The organism is Streptomyces sp. NPDC001744, from assembly GCF_042892575.1.
Classification (GTDB): Bacteria; Actinomycetota; Actinomycetes; order Streptomycetales; family Streptomycetaceae; genus Streptomyces.
The window spans coordinates 17,125-37,918 of the sequence record NZ_JBIAUG010000023.1 but is presented as its reverse complement, the minus strand read 5'-3'; the positions used below and the strand labels follow the sequence as shown (position 1 = coordinate 37,918).

Genomic DNA, 20,794 nt, shown 5'->3' with positions numbered 1-20,794 from the left:
ACCGGGCCGACCACCGTTCGTCGCACCGGTACATCCGCTCCCTTCGGTCCTGCGCGGCCCGGCGCCGTTGGGTGCGAGGCCCGTACGTCCGCCGGCGCGGGCGGGGCGCCGCCGTGGCCACCGGGCGGCCGCGGCGCTCATCGGCGAGAGCGTGTCGGGGCCCGGCGGCCTGTGCGATGGAGGCCGAGGGTGCGGGTGGCGACTTCGGCCAGGCGGCTGCTGCGTCGGAGAAGTCGCTCCATAAGCCTGTGAGCGCTAACAGAAAAGATCCTTCGCCTTTCCTGTCGATCCGGCTCGCATCACCTCTCCCTGCGGTTGGTTCACGCACGCCTCTTGCGTTCCAGGATTGTTAGCGCTCACACTTCCGTACCGGAACGACCGTGTCCGCCGCACGACGGGCTGGTGCTGGTTCCGAAACCGTCCGCCCCTGTGCTGCCTCCCGGCAGGGACGGACCTCCGGTGCCGCCGGTCCGTCCGCCGGACTCCGAGTGCCGCCCGGCCCCGCCCGGCACTCGCCACCCACCCCATCCGTCCCAGCGCCCTCCCGAAGGAAGCGACCATGAGGTTCGAACCCACCCGCCGAACCGTGCTCGGCCTGATCACCGGCTCGGCCGCCGCCGCCCTCACCGGGGCCCTGCCGGGCACCGCCCACGCCGCCGTGCCCGCGTCCCCCGGGGTGACGTACACGAACACCCTCGCCGAGCAGCGCGCCGATCCGCACATCTGGAAGCACACCGACGGCTTCTACTACTTCACCGCCACCGTGCCGGCGTACGACCGCGTGGTCCTGCGCCGCGCGACCACGATCCAGGGGCTCTCCACGGCCGTCGAGACGACCATCTGGACCAAGCACGCCAGCGGTGCGATGGGCGCCCACATCTGGGCACCGGAGATCCACTTCATCGACGGCAGGTGGTACGTCTACTTCGCCGCCGGAGACGCCGGTGACGTCTGGAAGATCCGGCCGTACGTCCTGGAGTGCGCCGACGGGAACCCGGTCACGGGCACCTGGACGGAGAAGGGCCGCATCGCGCTGCCCCTCGACACCTTCTCCCTGGACGCGACGACCTTCGCCGTGAACGGCACCCGTTACCTCGCCTGGGCGCAGCACGACCCGGCCGTGGGCCCCGGCACCAACCTCTACCTGGCGCGGATGTCCAGCCCGTGGGCCGTCACCGGCACACCGGTCATGCTCAGCCGGCCGACCGCCCCGTGGGAGACCGCCGGGAACCAGACGGTCAACGAGGGGCCGGCCGTGATCCAGCGGAACGGCAGGGTCTTCATGACCTTCTCGGCCAGCGCCACCGACGCCCACTACTGCATGGGTCTGCTGACCGCGCCCGCCTCCGCCGACCTGCTGAACGCGTCGTCCTGGACCAAGGGCGCCGGCCCCGTCTTCGCCAGCAACCCGGCCACCGGACAGTACGGCCCCGGGCACAACCAGTTCACGGTCTCCGAGGACGGGAAGTCCGACCTCCTCGTCTACCACGACCGCGGCTACAAGGACATCAGCGGCGACCCCCTGAAGGACCCCAACCGCCGCACCCGCGTCCAGAAGATCTACTGGCGGGCCGACGGCACGCCCGACTTCGGCATCCCGGTCGCGGACGGCCCCACCCCCGTCCGGCTCTCCTCGTACAACTTTCCCGACCGGTTCGTCCGCCACCGGGAGTTCCGCGCCAGGATCGAACGGGACGTCTCCCCGCTGGCCGACTCGCAGTTCCGCGTCGTCACGGGACTGGCCGGCAACGGCACCGTCTCCCTGGAATCGGCCAACTTCCCCGGCCACTACCTGCGGCACAGGAACTTCGAGGTGTGGCTGGAGAAGGCCGACTCCACGGCGCTGTTCCGCGCCGACGCCTCCTGGACCGCCCGGCCCGGGCTCTCCGACCCGGCCGGGGTGTCGTACGAGTCGTCCAACTTCCCGGGCCGCTACATGCGCCACTACGACAACCTGCTGCGGGTCCAGGACCTCGCCACCGCGGCCGACCGGGCCGACGCCACCTTCCACACCCAGTGAGCCGCGGCTGACCGGCCGGTGGGGCGGCGCACCCGTGTGCCGCCCCACCGGCGTCCCCGCGCCCGGCCCCCGTACCGGCTGGTCCGGGGGCCGGTACGGGTGTGTCAACCGCGCACGACGCGCCACCGGTTGTCCGCGGTGCCGTCGTCCGCGTCCTGGACCGCGAGGGCGCCGACGGCGGTGGAGCCGTTCTCGATCGCGAGAAGTCTGCCGCTGTGCACGTTGCGGATCTTGAAGGTGCCGTCGTTCTGGTCGAGCAGGGTCCACCGGTGATCGGCGGTGCCGTTGTCCGCCCACTGGAGGACGGCGGCACCGGCGGCCGTGGACATGTCGAGCACACCCAGGACCTTTCCGCTGTGGGCGTTGCGGAACCGGAAGGCGTCGACGTCCGCGATCATCTGCCAGTCGTGGTCGGCGGTGCCCGAGTCCGTCCACTGGAGCGCCCGGCCGCCGTCCGCGGTGGACATGTCCCGGATGCCCAGGACGAGACCGCTGCCCGCGTTGACGAGACGGACGGTGGGGGCGGTGCTCCAGTAGACGGTGTAGTTGTGGCCGTGCGCGTCGTGGAACGGGCCGAGGGCGACGGGGGAGCCGTTCGCGGTGGCGGTGAAACCGAGCGCGGTGGAGCTGGTCCGCCTGATCGAGGACGTGTCCAGTGACGGCAGGGAACCCAGGGCGGTCGTGCCGTAGTCGCCCGACAGGACGACCGGACCGTAGGTGACCGCGACGACGGTGGGGTCGTCGTCGGCCGGGCGCGGGACGACACGCATGGGCAGGCGCACGGTGACCGTGTCCCCGGGGGTCCAGGCACGGGTCAGGGCCGCGTACGTTCCGGGCACGGCGGCGATGCCCTGCGGGACGCCGTTGACGCTGACGGTGGCTCCGGCGGTCCAGCCGGGGACGCGGAGACGCATGGTCCAGGTGCCGCCGGCGTCGCCGGTGACGCGCAGGGTCGTGGTGTCGCTCGCCGGGTACGACGTGGTCTGGGTGACGGTGATGCCGTGCTGCGTCCAGGTGAGGACCGACGGCACGAAGAGGTTCACGGTCAGCGTGGTGCCCGCGTGGAAGTAGACGGAGTCCATCAGCCGGGTGTGCATCTCGAGGCCCGTGCCCTGGCAGCACCAGAAGGTGGTGTAGTCGGTGCTCCAGGTGCCTCCGCCCCAGGCCGGGCCCACGCCGCGCCGGCCTCCGGGGTTCAGGGGCGTGAAGTAGGTGACGTGGCCGTGGGGGTCGGCCGGGTTCTGCTGGCCGATCATGTGGTTCAGCCACGCCTGCTCGTAGTAGTCGAACAACGCGGCCCGGTCCGGCGTCAGCGCGAACAGCTCCCGCGTGAGGGCGAGCATGTTGACGGTGTTGCAGCTCTCGCACGTGTCGTGGCGCAGGTAGGAGGCGATGGCGTGCGGGGCGCGGAAGTGCTCCGCCTGGCTGTTGCCCCCGATGGCGTAGGTGTGCGTGCCGACGCAGATGTCCCAGGCGTGGGTGGCGATGTCCCGGTAGCGGGTGGCACCGGTCGCCTTGTAGGCGCGGACGGCCCCGATCCACTTCGGCACCTGCGTGTTGGCGTGCAGTCCGGCCAGCCTGTCCTGGTTCGCCGCCAGCGGATCGAACACCGCGGCGTGGTCGAACCGCTGGGCGACGGCGAGCCACCGCTCCTCGCCGGTCTGCTGGTACAGGTCGGTCAGGACGGCGTTCATGCCGCCGAACTCGGTCTCCAGGACGGCCTGCATCTGCGCGGTGCCCAGCCGGCCGGTCCGCCGGTCGACCCAGCCGGCCAGGGCCAGCAGCACGTCGCGGGCCCGGGTGCCGCCGATGTGCCGCCACACGTCCAGCAGACCGGTCATCGTCTTGTGGACGGTGTAGTACGGCACATTGCCGTTGGACAGCGTCCCCGCCTCCAGGGCGGCGAAGTCGGCCTCGGGGTAGCCCGACAGGTATCCGGCGCCGAACCCCGCGGCCGCGTTGTTGGCCTGGCACCGGGCCAGCTCCTCCACCATGTGGAGGGCCTTGTCCCGGCACACGGTGTCCCCGGTCACCGCGTACAGCTGGGCCCACGCCGTGAGGAAGTGGCCCTGGACGTGGCTGCGGAAGGGGAAGTCGGGAGCTTCCCACCCGCCGGTGGGGGAGGCGCCGGCGGTGGAGATCCGGTGGTTGGCGCGGAAGTTGTACAGGAGCCGGTCCACGTCGACGAACCGCAGGTACGCGCGGGTGCGGTTCTGGTTGTCCAGCCAGCGGCTCTCGGTCATCCGGACCTGGCCGAGGGCGAAGGGGGAGGCCAGGGTCCCGATGTCGGCCCGGGCCGGGGGGACGGCCGCCCTCGCGGCGGAACCGCCGAGGAGGGGCCCCGCGGCGGAAGCCGCGGCGGTGGCTCCGGCCAGTTGGAGGAGGCGTCGTCTGCTGACGGAGGAGGGCATGATGCACCTTTTCTCGTGGGGCTTCGCGGGTTCTCGCGAGGGTGTGGGGGCCACGTGCCGGAAAGGGGCCCGGGCGGGATCGGGAGCGGGAGCGGGGGTGAGGAGAGGGACCGGCCGGGGCGTACGGGTCCGCCCGCCCGGCAGACGCAGGGCCGCAGCCGGTGGCTTCGGTGGCTCCGGTGATCCGGGCGGATGCCCGGACGGCTCCGGGGCGCCGGTCCGGACGGGACTTCCGGGCGGTGCCGTGGAAGCGGCGCCACGGGCGGGGACGGCGGCGCCCTCACCGGTGTCCGGGCGTACGGGACGGGCCTCGTGGGGGCGTGTGTGTCCACCGTCCGCCGTGCGTGGCGGCGGAAACGGAGGCGGAGCCGGAAACGGTGGCGGCGGCAAAGGGAACGGAGGCGGGGCGGAGTACGGAAACGGCGACGGGGGCGGTGCCCGGGCGGGGGAGCGAACCGACGGCCCGGCGGGGCCGTGGGCGGGGTTCTGTCCGGCGTGCCTTTCCCCTGGCCGGCGCGGGCGGGAGGTCCCGCTTCGGAAACGCCGCCGGCCCCCGGCCGTCACGGACGTTACCGGGCGCGCGCCGGACGACGGACCGCCCGGCCGCCCGGGTCGTTCCGGTCGTCCCGTGCGCGGTCCGGTGCCGGCGCCCGGCGTTCACGTCGCGGTGGTCGTGGTCGTCGCGGTCGGGGGTGACGCATGACCGACGTTTCCTCCTCCTCGCCTGCACGGATAACGGCACTGAGTGTTAACGCTCACATCGGTTAGGTCAATACTCGGCGCACGGTCACCGAAGTAGGGGGGAGGGAGGGGCGGTACTCCGACCCGATCCGGGCCCGTCACCCCGCCGAGGAGGAGGGGGTCCTGTGGTCGGCCACTTGATCCGACTGGTTGTCGAACCCTCCTCGTCGGCCCGGGTCGTTGATCCGGGCCCGCATATCAAGAACGGGTAACGGTCGTGCAAGCCCTTGAGTTACGCCAGTGTTAGCGCTCACAATGTGTCGCATTCGCCACCCCGTCGGACGTCGGGACCGGCGCTTCATCCGACGTGCCCGCCGTCACCGTTCCACGCACAGCCCCACCCCGCCGGGTCCGCCGCCTCAGGGCTCCACCTGGTGCAACGCACGTTTCGAGAGGAAACACGACATGTCCCGCAGAGCCCTTCGCATCATCGCCGCCGCCGCTCTGGCCGGCAGTGTGCTGACCGCCTGTACCACCGAACCCGTGAAGACCGGCGGCGCCGGCAAGGGCTCCTCCGACGGAAAGCTGGTGCTCGGGTTCGCACAGGTCGGCGCCGAGAGCGGCTGGCGGACCGCCAACACCAAGTCCGTGCGCGAGGCGGCCGAGAAGGCCGGCTTCACGCTGAAGTTCTCCGACGCGCAGCAGAAGCAGGAGAACCAGATCAAGGCGATCCGCACCTTCATCCAGCAGAAGGTGGACGTCATCGCGTTCTCCCCGGTCGTGGAGTCCGGCTGGGACACCGTCCTCAAGGAGGCCAAGAACGCCGGAATCCCGGTCATCCTCACCGACCGCGCGGTCGACTCCCAGGACACCTCCCTCTACCGGACCTTCCTCGGGTCCGACTTCGTCAAGGAGGGCCAGGAGGCCGGCAAGTGGCTCGTGAAGGAGTACGGGGCCGCCTCCGGACCGGTCAACATCGTCGAACTCCAGGGCACCACCGGCTCCGCGCCCGCCAACGACCGCAAGGCCGGCTTCGCCGAGGCCGTCAAGGGCGACCCCAAGTTCAAGATCGTCGCTTCCCAGACCGGTGACTTCACCCGCGCCAAGGGGAAGGAGGTCATGCAGGCCTTCCTCAAGTCCCAGAAGGACATCGACGTCCTGTACGCCCACAACGACGACATGGCCCTGGGCGCCATCCAGGCCATCGAGGAGGCGGGCAAGAAGCCGGGCACCGACATCAAGGTGATCTCCGTCGACGGCATCAAGGACGCCTTCGTCGCCATGCGGGAGAAGAAGATCAACGTCGTGGTCGAGTGCAACCCGCTCCTCGGCGACCAGCTCATGGAACTCGCCAAGAAGGTCGCGGCGGGGGAGAGCGTCCCGCGACGGGTCGAGGTCAAGGAGGGCGTCTTCACCCAGGACCAGGCCGCGGCCGCCCTGCCCACCCGGCAGTACTGATCACCCGCCCGCACCCGGCCGGGGACGGCCCTCGCGCCGTCCCCGGCCCCCTCAGGAGAGGAGGGCGGATGGCAGCCCCACCCACCCCCCGCACACCCACCCCCACCGGCCGGCCGGTCCTGGAGGCCCGCGGCATCCGCAAGTCCTTCCCCGGGGTCCTCGCCCTCGACGGCGTGGACCTGCGCCTCTTCCCGGGCGAGGTCCACGCCCTCATGGGCGAGAACGGCGCCGGCAAGTCGACGCTCATCAAGGTGCTCACCGGGGTCCACCCGCCCGACGGCGGCACCGTCTCCGTCGACGGCGACGCACGGCGGTTCGCCGAACCGCTGGACGCGCAGCACGCCGGGATCAGCACGGTCTACCAGGAGGTGAACCTGTGCCCCAACCTCTCCGTCGCCGAGAACATCCTCATCGGCCGTGAGCCCCGGCGCCTGGGGCTGATCCACTGGTCGGCCCTCCACGAGCGCGCGGCACGGCTCATCACCGAACTGGAACTCGACCTGGACGTCGGCCTGCCGCTGAGCGCCCACTCCATCGCCGTCCAGCAACTCGTCGCGATCGTGCGCGCCGTGGACGTCAAGGCGAAGGTCCTCGTCCTCGACGAGCCCACCTCCAGCCTCGACCGGGACGAGGTCGCCCAGCTCTTCGCCCTGGTGCGCCGGCTGCGCGACCGGGGCGTCGCGATCCTCTTCGTCACCCACTTCCTCGACCAGGTCTTCGACCTGTGCGACCGGGTGACCGTCCTGCGCAACGGACGGCTCGAGGGCGAGTACCGGATCGACGAGCTGACCCCCGTCACCCTGGTCCACCGTATGGTCGGCAGCGAGCTGAGCACCCTCGACGAACTGGCGGAGTCCCCCCACACGGGCGCCGCCGCCTCCGGTGCCGCGGACGCCCCCTTCCTGAGCGCCCGCGGACTCGGCCGCGCCGGTTCCATCCAGCCGTACGACCTGGACATCCACCGCGGCGAGGTCATCGGCCTCGCCGGACTCCTCGGAGCCGGACGCACCGAGGCGGCCCGGCTGCTCTTCGGGGCCGACCACGCCGACGAGGGCGAGCTGCGGATCGACGGCGACCGCGCCGTGCTGCGGACGCCGCGCGCCGCGATCGCCCGCAGGATCGCCTTCTGTTCGGAGAACCGCAAGGCGGAGGGCCTGATCGGGGAACTGACCGTCCGCGAGAACATCGTGCTGGCCCTCCAGGCCGCCCGCGGCTGGATCAAGCCCCTCTCCCGCGCCCGGCAGGACGAGATCGCCGCCCGGTGGATCGAGACCCTGGACATCCGCCCGGCCAACCCCGAGGCACAGGTCCGCAACCTCAGCGGCGGGAACCAGCAGAAGGTGCTGCTCGCCCGGTGGCTGCTCACCGATCCCGAGCTGCTGATCCTGGACGAACCCACCCGGGGCATCGACATCGGCGCCAAGACGGAGATCCAGAAGCTGGTCACCCGTCTGGCCGCCGAGGGCACCGCCGTCCTCTTCATCTCCGCGGAACTCGAGGAGGTGCTGCGGCTGAGCCACCGGGTGGGCGTACTGCGCGACCACCGGCTCGTCGCCACCCTCGACAACGACCCCTCCCTGACGCCCGACCGGATACTGGGCGCCATCGCCACCGGAGCCACCTCATGACACCACCCGACGACACGGGCGCCGCGGCGCGCCCGGCCCGGACGGCCGGCGCCCGGCGGCTCACCGAGCACCGGCTGTTCTGGCCCGCCGCCGTCCTCGCCGCCCTGCTGCTGGGGAACGTCGCCCTCACCCACGACTTCTTCGCCGTCCGCGTCCAGAACGGACACCTCTACGGCAGCCTCGTCGACATCCTCCAGTTCGGCGCCCCGCTGATCCTGGTGTCGCTCGGCATGACACTGGTCATCGCCACCCGGGGCATCGACCTCTCGGTCGGCTCGACGGTGGCCATCGCCGGCGCCCTCGCGTGCGAGCACATCGCCACCGCCGGGGACCCCGGAAGCCTGGGCACCGTCACGTCGGCGATCGTGATCGCCCTCTCCGTCGCCGCCGCGATCGGACTGCTGAACGGCTTCCTCGTCGCCCGGCTGGGCGTCCAGCCCATCGTCGCCACGCTGGTGCTCATGGTCGCCGGGCGCGGCGTGGCCCAGCTGATCACCGACGGACAGATCATCAGCGTGTCCAGCAGCGCCTACAAGATGATCGGCGGCGGGTACTGGCTCACCCTCCCCTTCGCCGTCCTGCTGGCCGCCGCCCTCGTCGCCGTCACGTCCCTCGTCACCCGGCGGACCGCGCTCGGCATGCTCATCGAATCGGTGGGCGGCAACCCGGTCGCGAGCCGCCTCGTCGGCATCAGGGCGGGCGGGCTCCTGGTCATGGTCTACGTCGTCAGCGCCGTGTGCGCGGCGGTGGCGGGCCTGATGATCAGCTCCAACGTCTCCAGCGCCGACGGCAACAACGCGGGCCTCTGGATCGAGCTGGACGCCATCCTGGCCGTGGTGATCGGCGGCACCGCCCTCACCGGCGGCCGCTTCTCCCTCGGCGGAACGGTCCTGGGCGCGCTGATCATCCAGACCCTCTCGACCACGATCTACACCCTCGGCGTACCGCCGGAGACCACCCTCGTCTTCAAGGCCCTGGTCGTCATCGTCGTGTGCCTCGTCCAGTCGTCCGCGTTCCGCGCGCGGCTCTCGCGCCGCCGCGCGCCGGCCGTCCCCGAGAAGGCCCCGGCCGCCGGCGACACGGGAGCCCGCAAGCAGGAGGTCCACCCGTGAGCACCACCCTCGCCTCCCTCACCCGGCCGCTCCACCGGCTCTCGGCCCGGCACGCCACCCGCCTGCCGCTCATGGTGACGGCCACCCTGCTGATCGCGATGTTCTCGGTCGGCTCCCTGCGGTACGAAGGCTTCTTCTCCGCGCAGGTCCTGCTCAACGTCCTCATCGACAACGGCTTCCTGCTCGTCGTGGCGATCGGCATGACGTTCGTCGTCCTCACCGGCGGGATCGACCTGTCCGTCGGTTCGGTGGTGGCCCTGTCGACCATGCTGACGGCCTGGCTCGTCGAACAGAACGGCCTCCCGCTCGCCCTGGCGGTGCCCCTGGTCCTGCTGGTGGGCGCCGGAGGCGGCGCGCTGATGGGCTGGGTGATCCACGCCTTCGAGATCCAGCCCTTCATCGTGACCCTCGCGGGCATGTTCCTCGCCCGCGGCCTCTGCTACATGATCAGCACGGAGTCCATCTCCCTCACCGACCCGACGACCACGCGGATCGCCCAGACCCGGGTCCTCCTGCCCGGCGGCCTGTTCGTCTCGCTCGGGGTGGTCGTCGCCCTGGTCGTGCTGGCGCTCGCCTTCGTCGTCCTGCACCACACCCGTTTCGGCCGCACCGTCTACGCCCTGGGCGGCAACGAGTCCTCGACCCGCCTCATGGGCCTGCCCGTGGGACGCACCAAGATCGCGGTCTACGCCGTGAGCGGTCTGTGCTCCGCCCTGGGCGGTCTGCTGCTGACGTTCTACATGCTGTCCGGCTACGCCCTGCACGCGGTCGGCATGGAGCTCGACGCCATCGCGGCGGCCGTCATCGGGGGGACGCTGCTGACCGGAGGATCCGGATTCGTGCTGGGAACCGCGCTGGGCGTGACGGTCCTCGGCCTGATCCAGACGATCATCAGCTTCCAGGGCACCCTCAGCTCGTGGTGGACCCGCATCGTCATCGGCGGCCTGCTGTTCGTGTTCATCCTCCTGCAGCGCCTCTTCGGCGGCTCCCGGCCGGCCGAGTAGGACTCCCGCCGGTCACCGGCACCCAGCTCCCCCCCCCCCCCGCATCGAGACACCGCACACGACCGTGCCCGGGCAAGGGGGTCGGACACGCGTCCGGCCCCCTTCCCGGCCGTTCCCGTCCCGGACAAGGAACCCCATGAACCCGCCCCCGCCCCCCTTCACCGGAGGCCCACCGATCTGCCGGCCCGACGCGGAGTCCGGGCAGCTGTGGACCTTCGGCTTCCCCGACGGACTCGTGGCGGAGGTGCACACCCGCGGCGCCCGCCTCCACGCGCTGTGGGTGCCCGACCGGCACGGCGTCCCGGCCGACGTCGTCCTCGGCCCCCGCGACCCGGCCCGGGCCGTCCCCGCGGCCCGGTACTTCGGTGCCACCGTCGGCCGCTACGCCAACCGCATCGCGCACGGCCGGTTCACCCTGGACGGGAAGACCCACCGGCTGACCGCACAGGAGAACGGCCACTGCCTGCACGGCGGAACCGACGGCTTCGACAACCGGGTCTGGGAGGCCGAGAGCGTGCACACCCCGGAGCGCACCGGCGTGCTCCTGCACCTGCGCAGCCCCGACGGCGACCAGGGGTTCCCGGGGAACCTGGACGTCACCGTCGGCTGCCTCGTCGGCCGGAACGCCGAACTGACCTTCTCCTACGCGGCGGTCACCGACGCGGCCACCCCGGTCAACCTGACCAACCACGCCTACTTCAACCTGGAGGGGGAGGGCGCGGGCGACGTCCTCGGCCACGAACTGGCCGTCGACGCCGCCCACTACACGCCGGTCGACGCGGACCTCGTCCCCAGCGGACCCCACCGCCCCGTCGCCGGCACGGTGTTCGACCTCCGCCGGCCGCTCGTGATCGCCGAGGCGCTGGCCCGTCCCGGCCTCCCGCCCGTGGACACGGGCGGCGGGTACGACCACAACTTCGTCCTGGCCCCCCGCGACGACGACGGGTCCCTCCGCCGGGCCGCCGTCCTCCACGCACCGGCCACGGGCCGGCGCATGGAGGTGCTGACCACCGAGCCGGGCCTCCAGGTCTACACCGCCGGGCAGTTCGACGGGACCGTCGTCGGCAAGAGCGGTACGCGCTACCGGGCGGGCGCCGGCATCGCGCTGGAGACCCAGCACTTCCCCGACTCCCCGAACCGTCCCGGCGACCCCTCCCCGGTGCTGCGCCCCGGTGAGGAGTACCGGTCGAGGACGGTCCTGCGGTTCGGCACCCCCGGCTGACCGGGGCGGGGAACGACGACACGGCCGTGCCCGCCGGTGGAGGAACCGGCGGGCACGGCCGTGTCGGTGGCGGCGCGGTCAGGCGCCCGCCCTCCTCTTGTTCCACACGTCGAAGCCGACCGCCGCGAGCAGCACGAGCCCCTTGATGACCTGCTGCCAGTCGGTCCCCACCCCGACCAGGTTCATGCCGTTGTTGAGCACGCCGAGGACCAGGCCGCCGATGATGGCCCCCAGTACGGTCCCGACGCCGCCGCTCATCGACGCCCCGCCGATGAACGCGGCGGCGATGGCCTCCAGTTCGAAGTTCACGCCCGCCTTCGGCGAGGCCGCGTTGAAGCGGGCCGCGAAGACGAGGCCGGCGAGCGCCGCGAGCATCCCCATGTTGAGGAAGACCGCGAAGGTCACCTTCCTGTCCTTGACGCCGGACAGCTTCGCGGCGGGCAGGTTCCCGCCGATCGCGTACACGTGACGGCCGATCACCGCGTTGCGCATCACGTAGCCGAAGCCGACCAGCAGCACGGCCAGGACCAGGAGCACCACGGGGGCGCCCTTGTAGCTGGCGAGCAGCAGGGTGGTGACCAGGACGGCGGCCACCAGTGCCGTGACCTTCAGCGCGAACAGGCCGGCGGGGAGCGCCTCCAGGGTGAACTCGCGCCGGCGGCGGCGGTCCCGGACCTCCTGGAACACCACGTAGGCGGCCAGCCCGAGGCCGAGGAGCAGGGTCACGTTGTGGTAGTTGGTCTGCGGCCCCACCTCCGGGAGGAAGCCGTTGGCGATCTTCTGCAGCCCGTCCGGGAACGGCCCGAGGGTCTGCCCCTTGAGGAAGATCTCCGTGAGTCCGCGGAACAGCAGCATGCCGGCGAGGGTCACGATGAACGACGGGATGCCGACGTACGCGATGAAGAACCCCTGGAGCGCGCCCGCGACGGCTCCCAGCAGGAGCGTGAGGAGCGCCGCGACGGGCCAGGAGACGTGGTGCTCGACCATGAGCACCGCCCCGACGCCGCCGACCAGGGCCATCAGGGAGCCCACCGACAGGTCGATGTGCCCGGAGATGATGACGATCATCATGCCGATGGCCAGGACGAGGATGTAGCTGTTCTGCAGCACCAGGTTGGAGACGTTGCGCGGCAGCAGGAGGTCGCCGCCCGTCCAGATCTGGAACAGGAGCACGATCAGGCCGAGCGCGAAGAGCATGCCGTACTGGCGCATGTTGCGCCGGACGCCGTCCAGGAGCACCCGCCCCACCGGCGTCCCGGCCGGCCGGACGCCGCCCGGGGGTGCCGGGGTGGTCGTGTTCGTGCTGACGTTGGTGCTCATTCCTGGTGTCCTTCACTGGGGGCGGCGCTTGCGGTGACCGCCGGCGGTGCGGAGGGGTCCTGCGTCATGTGCCGCATCAGGACTTCCTGGGTGGCGTCCCCGCGGGTGATCTCACCGGTCAGCCGTCCGGCGGCCATGGTGTAGACGCGGTCGCACATGCCGAGGAGTTCGGGCAGCTCGGAGGAGATGAGGAGGATCGCCTTGCCCTCGGCGGCGAGCCGGTTGATCACGGTGTAGATCTCGAACTTGGCTCCCACGTCGACCCCGCGCGTGGGCTCGTCGAGGATCAGGACGTCCGGACCCGCGAGGATCCACTTGCTGAGGACGACCTTCTGCTGGTTGCCGCCGGAGAGGCGGCCGACCGGTTCGAGGACGTTCGGGGTCTTGATGTTCATGGTCCGCCGGTACCGCTCGGCGACCTTGCGCTCCTCGTGGCCGTCGACGACGCCGTGGCGGGCGAGGCTCCCGAGGGAGGCGAGCGAGATGTTCCGGCTCACGGAGTCCCCGAGGTCGAGACCGTAGTGCTTGCGGTCCTCGGTGACGTACGCGATGCCGTGGGCGACCGCCTCCGGGACCGTGCGGGTCCGTACCTCGCGGCCGTCCCTGAGGACCGAACCCCGCTCGTAGCGGCCGTAGGAGCGGCCGAAGACGCTCATGGCGAGTTCGGTCCTGCCGGCGCCCATGAGTCCGGCGACGCCGACGACCTCCCCGCGGCGGACCCGGAGCGAGACCCCGTCCACGACCTTGCGGCCGCGGTCGAGGGGGTGGCGCACGGTCCAGTCCCGGATCTCCAGGGCGGGGACGGCGCCGGCCCCGCCCGTGTAGGGCGTGCGGTCGGGGAAGCGGCTGTCGAGGTCCCGGCCCACCATGCCGCGGATGATGCGCTCCTCGGTGGTGGCCGGGTCCCTGACGTCCAGGGTCTCGATGGAGCGCCCGTCGCGCAGGATGGTGACGGAGTCGGCGACCCGGGCGATCTCGTTCAGCTTGTGCGAGATGATGATCGAGGTGATGCCCTGGTCCCTCAACTCCTGCATCAGCCGCAGCAGTTTCGCGCTGTCCTCGTCGTTCAGCGCGGCGGTGGGTTCGTCGAGGATCAGCAGCCGGACGTCCTTCGCCAGGGCCTTCGCGATCTCCACGAGCTGCTGCTTGCCGACGCCGATGTCGGCGACCCGGGTCTCGGGGTGCTCGTCCAGCCCGACCCGCCCGAGCAGTGCGGAGGCGCGGCGCAGGGCCTCGCACCAGTCGACGACCCCCCGCCGGGCGGGCTCGTTGCCGAGGAAGATGTTCTCGGCGATCGACAGGTGGGGGACGAGCGCGAGCTCCTGGTGGATGATGACGATGCCGCGCCGCTCACTGGCCCGGATGTCCTTGAACCGGCACGGTTCGCCGTCGAAGAGGATCTCGCCCTCGTAGGTTCCGTGCGGGTGGACGCCGGACAGGACCTTCATGAGCGTCGACTTGCCGGCGCCGTTCTCCCCGCACAGGGCGTGCACCTCGCCGCGTTCCACGGACAGGGTCACCTCGGACAGTGCCCTGACGCCGGGGAAGGTCTTGACGATGGACCGCATCTCGAGGACGGGGCCGGCCGGGACGGAGGCCGCGGGGGAGCCGGTCGCGGCGGAGGTCACCGGAGCTCCTCGGCGTTGATGTAGCCGGAGTCGACCAGGACCTTCCGGTAATTCGACCTGTCGACGCTGACCGGGTCGAGCAGGAGGGCCGGGACCACCTTCTTGCCGTTGTTGTAGGTGGTCTCGTCGTTGACCCGGGGCTTCTTGCCGTCGAGGACGGCGGTCACCATGTCCGCGGCGACCTTGGCGAGCGCGCGGGTGTCCTTGTAGACGGTCTGGGTCTGCCGGCCGGCGATGATCGACTTCACGGAGGCGATCTCCGCGTCCTGTCCGGTGACGACCGGCAGCGGCTTGGCGGCGCTTCCGTAGTCGTCCGACTTCAGGGCGGACAGGATGCCGATGGAGATGCCGTCGTAGGGCGAGAGCACGGCATCGACCCGGGCGGTGGAGTAGGAGGAGGTCAGCAGGTCGTCCATGCGCTTCTGGGCCGTTCCCCCGTCCCAGCGCAGCGTGGTGACCTGGTTGAGCCGGGTCTGCTGGGAACGCACGACCAGCTGCTTCTTGTCGAAGTAGGGCTTGAGCACCTTCATGGCGCCGTTGAAGAAGTACTTGGTGTTGTTGTCGTCGTTGGAACCGGCGAACAGCTCGATGTTGAAGGGCCCCTTCTTGGAGCCGTTCTTCAGTCCCAGCTTCTCGACGATGTACGTCGCCTGGAGTTCGCCGACCTTCTCGTTGTCGAAGGAGGCGTAGTAGTCGACGTGCGGGGAGCCCAGGATGAGCCGGTCGTAGGAGATCACCGGGATGTGGGCGTCCGCCGCCTGCTGCAGGACGTTGGTCAGAGCCTCCCCGTTGATGGCGGCCACGACCAGGGCGTCGACCCCCTGGGTGATCATGTTCTCGATCTGGGCGACCTGTTGGTCGGGGTCGTCCTCCCCGTACTGCAGGGTGGTGGAGAAGCCGGCCCGCTTCAGGCTCTCGGTCATGTTCCGGCCGTCGGCGATCCACCTCTCGGAGGACTTGGTGGGCATGGCGATGCCGATGGTCAGGTCCTTCTTGTCCTTCGACTCCCGGCTCCCCCCTTCGCTGTTCTGCCCGCAGGCGGTCAGGAGCAGGGCACAACCGGTGGTCATGGCCAGGAGGGCGGATGCGGCTCGGAACTTCTTCATGGGTGGTACCCGGCAATCCCGTCGTCGAGGTGGCTCCGGCCGGGGCGGCCCCGGCGGCAGCGCGTCTCCCCGCGCCGCCGGGCGACGTCGTCCCGGCTTGACGGCCGGAGTCCGCGGACCCGGCCAGCTAGATTGTTAGCGCTCACAACAACGTGATACAAGAGGCGCTAGGCTTTTTCTCGTATCGATACGCAGCCGTAAGCGGAAAGAAGGGAGGCAAACGTGGCGCATCCCGCGGAAGACGTCCGCCCGCCGACGATGGCCGATGTCGCGCGAGAGGCGGGCGTGTCCCACCAGACCGTCTCCCGGGTGCTGAGTCATCACCCCAACGTGCGCGCGGCCACCCGCGAGCAGGTCACCCTGGCCATCGAGAGGCTGGGCTACCGGCGCAACTCCGCCGCCCGCGCGCTGGTGACGCGCCGCACGCGCACACTGGGCGTCATCGCCGTCAACACCACCCTCTACGGCCCGGCCAGCACCATGACCGGACTGCAGCAGGCGGCCCGGGACGAGGGCTACCTCGTCTCGACCGTCAACCTGCGCACGGGGGAGGGGGAGGGGCTCAAGGACGCCATCGACCACCTCGCGTCCTGGGGCGTGGAGGGCGTCGTCGCCATCACCCCCCAGCGCTCGCACGTGCAGGCGCTCGCCGAACTCGACGCGCCCTTCCCCGTGGTCACCGTGGAGGGCGGGCACCAGCTCGACCTGCCCGGCGTCTCCCTCGACCAGGAGCTCGGCTCCCGCATGGTCACGGAACACCTCCTCGCCGCCGGACACGAGACCGTCTGGCACGTGGCGGGGCCCGAGGACTGGCTGGAGAGCGAGGCCCGCACCGCCGGATGGCGCGCCGTCCTGGAGGAGAGCGGCATCCGGCCCCCGCGCGTCCTGGCGGGCGACTGGAGCCCGCTGTCCGGCTACCGGGCGGGACAGGAGCTCGCGGGCCTCGCCCTGGCCCGCCGGGGAACGGCGCCGGTCACCGCCGTCTTCGTCGCCAACGACCAAATGGCGCTCGGGGTCCTGCGGGCGCTGCGCGAGGCCGGCATCCGCACCCCCGCGCAGGTGGCCGTCGCCGGCTTCGACGACATCCCGGAGGCCGAGTACTTCCCCCCGCCGCTGACCACGGTCCGCCAGGACTTCACCGCCATCGGGCGCCGCAGCATCGGGCTCCTGGTGGACCACATCGAGGGGCGCGCCCGGAAGGCCGAGCACCTCCTGGTGGAACCGCAGCTCATCATGCGCGCCAGTACGCGCCCGGCGGACGAGGTCTGACGCGACGGCACCCGCGCGTCCCTCCTGGCCGCTCGGCTGCCGGGCACCCCTTCCCCGAGCGTTCCCGGTTCTTCCTTTCCAGGCCGCTCCCTTCCAGGCCGCTCCCCTCCCGGCCGTTCCTCTTCCGGCCGTCCCGAGCGCTCCGGGCGTCCCCCCGGTGTCGCGGGTGTTCCCGGTGGTACGGCCCGGACCGTATCGTGCCCGTGACCTGCGTGTCCGTCTGCCTGCCGCCCCGTCCGCCTGTCGTCCGTTCCGTGTCCGTCGGCGTCCGTCCGCACGCCGTCCCGTTCTCGTCCCGCCCCCGTTCGCGCCGCCCCTTCGCCCCTTCGCCCCCGTCCGTGCCGCCCCGCGCATCCTTCGGGTCGCCGGTCCGCTCCGCGCCGACCGCGCCGACCGCGCCGACCGCGCCGACCGCGCCGACCGCGCCGACCGCGCCGACCGCGCCGGGCGGGGGCGGGGGCGGGCGGACCCTCTCCGCCGTATGGGTGAGCGCTCACTTCCCGAGCCCGCCCTCCTGTCGAATGTTGGACAGAAGTGCACCCAGCTCTTGTCGAACCTAAATGTGAGCGTTAACAATCAGCGAGGGCGCTCCCGGCCCCCAGCCCATGACGAGAGAGACCGCATCGTGACCACACCTGCCCTTTCCGGCCCCGCAGACCGCCACGATCCCGAGGCCTGCACGATCGGAGTCGACTTCGGCACCCTTTCCGGGCGTGCCGTCGTGGTCAGGGTCCGGGACGGCGCCGAACTGGGTTCGGCCGTCCACGAGTACCGCCACGCCGTCATCGAGGACCGTCTCCCTCTCGGCGGCACCCCCCTGCCCCCCGACTGGGCCCTCCAGCACCCCGAGGACTGGCGCGACGTCCTGCGCACCGCCGTCCCGGCGGCGGTCGCCGACGCCGGGGTCCGTCCCGCCGACGTCATCGGCATCGCCACCGACTTCACCGCCTGCACGGTCCTGCCCACCACGCCGGACGGCACCCCCCTCGCCCTGACGCCCGAGTGGGCCGACCGCCCGCACGCCTGGCCCAAGCTGTGGAAGCACCACGCGGCCCAGGACCAGGCCGACCGCATCAACGCCCTCGCGCACGCCCGGGGCGAGAAGTGGATCGCGCGGTACGGCGGCAGGATCTCCTCCGAGTGGCAGTACGCCAAGGCCCTCCAGGTCCTCGAGGAGGACCCCGCCGCCTACGCCGCCTGCGCCCGCTGGATCGAGGCGGCCGACTGGATCGTCTGGCAGCTGACCGGCACCGAGTCGCGCAACACCTGCACCGCCGGCTACAAGGGCATCCACCAGGACGGCGCCTACCCCTCGCCCGGCTTCCTCGGCCTCCTCCACCCGGACTTCGCCGACTTCCCCGCCACGCGCCTGGAGCACCCGCTGTCGCCGCTGGGCTCCCGCGTCGGCACCCTGAGCGGCCGCGCCGCCCGGTGGACCGGCCTCCCCGAGGGCATCGCCGTCGCCGCCGGCAACGTCGACGCCCACGTGGCCGCGCCCGCCGCGGGCGCCGTGGAGAACGGCCGGATGCTCGCCATCATGGGCACCTCCACGTGCCACGTCCTCAACGGCGCCGCCCTCGCCGAGGTCCCCGGCATCTGCGGAGTCGTCGACGGCGGCATCGTCGAGGGCGCCTACGGCTACGAGGCCGGCCAGAGCGCGGTCGGCGACATCTTCGCCTGGTGGCTCCGCCAGGGCGTCCCGGACGACTACCGCGCCGAGGCCGAGGCCTCGGGCGAGGACCTGCACCAGCTCCTGACCCGCAAGGCCACCGGCCGCCCGGTCGGCGCGCACGGCCTGGTCGCCCTGGACTGGATGAACGGCAACCGCTCCACCCTGGTCGACCACCACCTCTCCGGAGTCGTCGCCGGACTCACCCTCGACACCCGCCCCGAGGACGTCTACCTGGCCCTCCTCGAATCCACCGCCTACGGCACCCGCATGATCGTCGAGGCGTTCGAGGAAGGCGGCGTCCCCGTCGAGGAGTTCATCGTGACCGGGGGCCTGAAGAAGAACGCCCTGCTCATGCAGATCTACGCCGACGTGCTCCGCCGCCCCGTCTCCCTCGGCACCTCCGAGCAGGGACCGGCGCTCGGCTCGGCCATCCACGCCGCCGTCGCCGCCGGCGCCCACCCGGACGTCCGGACCGCCGCCGCCGTCATGGGGAGCGTCCGCCGGCACGCGTACGTGCCCGACCCCGCGCGGGCGGACGCCTACGACGCGCTGTTCGGCGAGTACCGCGCCCTGCACGACCACTTCGGCACCGGCACGGACCTCCTCCTGCACCGCCTGCGGCGCATCCGCAACGCCGCCCGCACCGCGACCACCGGCTGACCGGGCCGCCTCCCCGGCCTCCATCGGCCCGACCTCTCCACTCGCGCACCTCCGAGGAGCACACCCGACATGACGTCCGCCCAGCCCGACCGCGAGATCTGGTTCCTCACCGGCAGCCAGGCCCTCTACGGCGACGAGACCCTGGCCCAGGTCGCCGAACAGTCACGCACCATCTGCGAGACCCTCGCCGACCAGCCGCAAATGACGGTCCGCGTCGTCTGGAAGCCGGTCCTCACCGACGCGGCCGCCATCCGCAGGGTGTGCCTGGAGGCCAACGCCGACGACCGCTGCATCGGCCTGATCGCCTGGATGCACACCTTCTCCCCGGCCAAGATGTGGATCGCCGGCCTCGACGCGCTGAGCAAGCCCCTCCTGCACCTGCACACCCAGGCCAACCGCCGGCTGCCCTGGTCCACCATCGACATGGACTTCATGAACCTGAACCAGGCCGCCCACGGCGACCGCGAGTTCGGCTTCGTCCAGACCCGCCTCGGCGTCCCCCGCAAGACCGTGGCCGGCCACGTCACCACCCCCGACGTCGTCGACCGCATCGCCGGATGGGCCCGCGCGGCCGTCGGCCGCGCCGAACTGAGCACCCTCAGGCTCGCCCGGTTCGGCGACAACATGCGCGACGTCGCCGTCACCGAGGGCGACAAGGTCGAGGCACAGCTCCGCTTCGGGGTCTCGGTCAACACCTACGGGGTCAACGACCTCGTCGCCTCGGTCGACGCCGCCGACGAGGACGCCGTCACCGCGCTCGTCAAGGAGTACCAGGAACTCTACGCCCTCGCGCCCGAACTGCGGCCCGGCGGCGAACGCCACGAGTCCCTGCGCTACGCCGCCCGCGTCGAGGCCGGTCTGCGCGCCTTCCTCACCGAAGGCGGCTTCCGCGCCTTCACCACCAACTTCGAGGACCTCGGCGGCCTGCGCCAGCTGCCCGGCCTCGCCGTGCAGCGCCTGATGGCGGACGGCTACGGCTTCGGCGGCGAGGGGGACTGGAAGACCTCCGTCCTGCTGCGCACGATGAAGACGATGGCGGACGGCCTGCCCGGCGGCACCTCCTTCATGGAGGACTACACCTACGACCTCACACCCGGCCGGGAGCTCATCCTCGGCGCCCACATGCTCGAGGTCTGCCCCACCCTCACGACGGCGACGCCCAGCTGCGAGATCCACCCGCTCGGCATCGGCGGGCGCGAGGACCCGGTCCGCCTCGTCTTCGACGCGGCCCCCGGCCCGGCCGTCGTCGTCGGCCTCGCCGACATGGGCGACCGGTTCCGCCTCGTCGCCAACCACATCGACGTCGTCGCCCCGCCCGAGCCGCTGCCCCGGCTCCCCGTCGCCCGGGCCGTCTGGCGCCCCCGCCCCGACCTGCGCACCTCCACCGAGGCGTGGCTGACGGCCGGCGCGCCGCACCACACCGTCCTGACCACCGCCCTCGGCGGCGAGGAGCTCGAAGACCTCGCCGAGATGCTGCGGACCGAACTCGCCGTCATCGACGAGGACACCACCGTCCGCCGCTTCACGCGCGAACTGCGCTGGAACCAGGCCTACCACCGTCTGGCCCAGAGCCTGTGACCGCCCGCACCTCCTCCGCCCCGCA

General features: G+C 71.8%; 13 protein-coding genes. 9 read left to right on the top strand and 4 right to left on the bottom strand.

Annotation, left to right across the window (positions count from 1 at the left end; all coding sequences use genetic code 11):
- Nucleotides 1–559 precede the first annotated feature (559 nt).
- Entirely contained in the window at nucleotides 560–2,020 is a 1,461-nt protein-coding gene (locus ACFYZY_RS24585; protein ID WP_388697888.1) for a family 43 glycosylhydrolase, read from the top strand.
- Between the two features lie 104 nt (nucleotides 2,021–2,124).
- Here the strand turns inward: ACFYZY_RS24585 and ACFYZY_RS24580 are convergent, their stop codons facing one another.
- Nucleotides 2,125–4,431, bottom strand: coding sequence for a beta-L-arabinofuranosidase domain-containing protein (locus ACFYZY_RS24580; protein WP_388697886.1), 2,307 nt, complete (start codon nucleotides 4,429–4,431; stop codon nucleotides 2,125–2,127).
- 1,146 nt (nucleotides 4,432–5,577) lie between these two features.
- Here ACFYZY_RS24580 and ACFYZY_RS24575 point away from each other — a divergent pair.
- From ACFYZY_RS24575 to ACFYZY_RS24555, 5 genes are all read left to right on the top strand, one after another.
- Complete coding sequence (locus ACFYZY_RS24575) at nucleotides 5,578–6,570, top strand: ABC transporter substrate-binding protein (RefSeq protein WP_388697883.1); 993 nt, start codon at nucleotides 5,578–5,580, stop codon at nucleotides 6,568–6,570.
- Between the two features lie 68 nt (nucleotides 6,571–6,638).
- On the top strand, nucleotides 6,639–8,198 hold the full coding sequence (locus tag ACFYZY_RS24570) for a sugar ABC transporter ATP-binding protein (protein ID WP_388697880.1): 1,560 nt from the start codon (nucleotides 6,639–6,641) through the stop codon (nucleotides 8,196–8,198).
- Nucleotides 8,195–9,310, top strand: a complete 1,116-nt coding sequence (locus tag ACFYZY_RS24565) for an ABC transporter permease (protein ID WP_388697878.1) — start codon at nucleotides 8,195–8,197, stop codon at nucleotides 9,308–9,310. The genes ACFYZY_RS24570 and ACFYZY_RS24565 overlap by 4 nt, the downstream gene beginning before the upstream one ends.
- Nucleotides 9,307–10,314: a galactofuranose ABC transporter, permease protein YjfF gene (gene yjfF, locus ACFYZY_RS24560; protein ID WP_388697875.1), complete on the top strand. Its 1,008-nt coding sequence runs from the start codon at nucleotides 9,307–9,309 to the stop codon at nucleotides 10,312–10,314. The genes ACFYZY_RS24565 and yjfF overlap by 4 nt, the downstream gene beginning before the upstream one ends.
- Nucleotides 10,315–10,450: 136 nt before the next feature.
- Complete coding sequence (locus ACFYZY_RS24555) at nucleotides 10,451–11,536, top strand: aldose epimerase family protein (RefSeq protein WP_388697873.1); 1,086 nt, start codon at nucleotides 10,451–10,453, stop codon at nucleotides 11,534–11,536.
- A gap of 78 nt (nucleotides 11,537–11,614) precedes the next feature.
- On the opposite strand, the gene mmsB is transcribed toward ACFYZY_RS24555, so the two are convergent.
- From mmsB to chvE, 3 genes are read right to left on the bottom strand one after another with little or no spacing between them, the layout of a single operon-like run.
- Complete coding sequence (gene mmsB, locus ACFYZY_RS24550; RefSeq protein WP_388697871.1) at nucleotides 11,615–12,856, bottom strand: multiple monosaccharide ABC transporter permease; 1,242 nt, start codon at nucleotides 12,854–12,856, stop codon at nucleotides 11,615–11,617.
- On the bottom strand, nucleotides 12,853–14,424 hold the full coding sequence (gene mmsA / locus ACFYZY_RS24545) for a multiple monosaccharide ABC transporter ATP-binding protein (protein WP_388698076.1): 1,572 nt from the start codon (nucleotides 14,422–14,424) through the stop codon (nucleotides 12,853–12,855). Before mmsA ends, mmsB begins: the two co-directional genes overlap by 4 nt.
- Before the next feature lie 56 nt (nucleotides 14,425–14,480).
- Nucleotides 14,481–15,590: a multiple monosaccharide ABC transporter substrate-binding protein gene (gene chvE / locus ACFYZY_RS24540; RefSeq protein ID WP_388697869.1), complete on the bottom strand. Its 1,110-nt coding sequence runs from the start codon at nucleotides 15,588–15,590 to the stop codon at nucleotides 14,481–14,483.
- Nucleotides 15,591–15,812: 222 nt separating this feature from the next.
- Between chvE and ACFYZY_RS24535 the strand changes: the two genes are divergently transcribed.
- The 3 genes from ACFYZY_RS24535 (at nucleotide 15,813) to araA (ending at nucleotide 20,769) form a co-directional block, all read left to right on the top strand.
- Nucleotides 15,813–16,859, top strand: a complete 1,047-nt coding sequence (locus ACFYZY_RS24535) for a LacI family DNA-binding transcriptional regulator (protein WP_388697866.1) — start codon at nucleotides 15,813–15,815, stop codon at nucleotides 16,857–16,859.
- Between the two features lie 625 nt (nucleotides 16,860–17,484).
- Nucleotides 17,485–19,191 carry a ribulokinase gene (gene araB / locus ACFYZY_RS24530; RefSeq protein WP_388697863.1) on the top strand — a complete coding sequence of 569 codons (1,707 nt, stop codon included), beginning with the start codon at nucleotides 17,485–17,487 and terminating at the stop codon, nucleotides 19,189–19,191.
- Nucleotides 19,192–19,260: 69 nt separating this feature from the next.
- A complete protein-coding gene (araA, locus tag ACFYZY_RS24525; protein ID WP_388697860.1) occupies nucleotides 19,261–20,769 on the top strand; it encodes an L-arabinose isomerase in 1,509 nt (502 codons plus the stop codon).
- Nucleotides 20,770–20,794: the final 25 nt, after the last annotated feature.

Excerpts from the sequence above, each read along its gene's own strand:
- ACFYZY_RS24585 (WP_388697888.1), top strand. The coding sequence starts at position 560 with ATGAGGTTCGAACCCACCCGCCGAACCGTGCTCGGCCTGATCACCGGC.
- ACFYZY_RS24580 (WP_388697886.1), bottom strand. The coding sequence starts at position 4,431 with ATGCCCTCCTCCGTCAGCAGACGACGCCTCCTCCAACTGGCCGGAGCC.
- ACFYZY_RS24575 (WP_388697883.1), top strand. The coding sequence starts at position 5,578 with ATGTCCCGCAGAGCCCTTCGCATCATCGCCGCCGCCGCTCTGGCCGGC.
- ACFYZY_RS24570 (WP_388697880.1), top strand. The coding sequence starts at position 6,639 with ATGGCAGCCCCACCCACCCCCCGCACACCCACCCCCACCGGCCGGCCG.
- ACFYZY_RS24565 (WP_388697878.1), top strand. The coding sequence starts at position 8,195 with ATGACACCACCCGACGACACGGGCGCCGCGGCGCGCCCGGCCCGGACG.
- ACFYZY_RS24555 (WP_388697873.1), top strand. The coding sequence starts at position 10,451 with ATGAACCCGCCCCCGCCCCCCTTCACCGGAGGCCCACCGATCTGCCGG.
- mmsB (WP_388697871.1), bottom strand. The coding sequence starts at position 12,856 with ATGAGCACCAACGTCAGCACGAACACGACCACCCCGGCACCCCCGGGC.
- mmsA (WP_388698076.1), bottom strand. The coding sequence starts at position 14,424 with ATGCGGTCCATCGTCAAGACCTTCCCCGGCGTCAGGGCACTGTCCGAG.
- chvE (WP_388697869.1), bottom strand. The coding sequence starts at position 15,590 with ATGAAGAAGTTCCGAGCCGCATCCGCCCTCCTGGCCATGACCACCGGT.
- araA (WP_388697860.1), top strand. The coding sequence starts at position 19,261 with ATGACGTCCGCCCAGCCCGACCGCGAGATCTGGTTCCTCACCGGCAGC.